The following is a 280-nucleotide window of genomic DNA, read 5'->3' on the forward strand; positions in this document are numbered from 1 at the left end:
TTGACCACTTGCATGATTTCTGTCTTCATCTGGTCAATTTTATCCTGACTCAAACGGCGTCCCAAACCCTGTTCAGAAGCAACAATGACTTTCAAACGGTCTTTCGCGGTTTGTGCGCTTGATGGTTTATCCTCGCTACTAAAAAGTTTACTCCAGAATCCAGCCATGTTTACGCTCCAAATAATCGTGCTAACCAGCCCTTAGGTTTTACTTCGATATGACGGTAAGGACGCTCTTCACCCAGGAAACGTGCTACAAGGTCATCATAAGCCTGACCTGC

Annotated in this window: 1 protein-coding gene and 1 pseudogene; both read right to left on the reverse strand. The window is 45.4% G+C overall.

What is annotated here, in order from left to right; genetic code table 11:
* The coding region (locus B4J23_RS08295; RefSeq protein WP_291359908.1) for a cell division topological specificity factor MinE at window positions 1–167 on the reverse strand (167 nt) is incomplete at its 3' end.
* Window positions 168–169: 2 nt separating this feature from the next.
* Window positions 170–280: pseudogene (locus B4J23_RS08300) on the reverse strand (septum site-determining protein MinD); the annotation flags it as partial.

It is taken from the genome of Acinetobacter sp. UBA3025, assembly GCF_002367915.1.
GTDB lineage: Bacteria > Pseudomonadota > Gammaproteobacteria > Pseudomonadales > Moraxellaceae > Acinetobacter.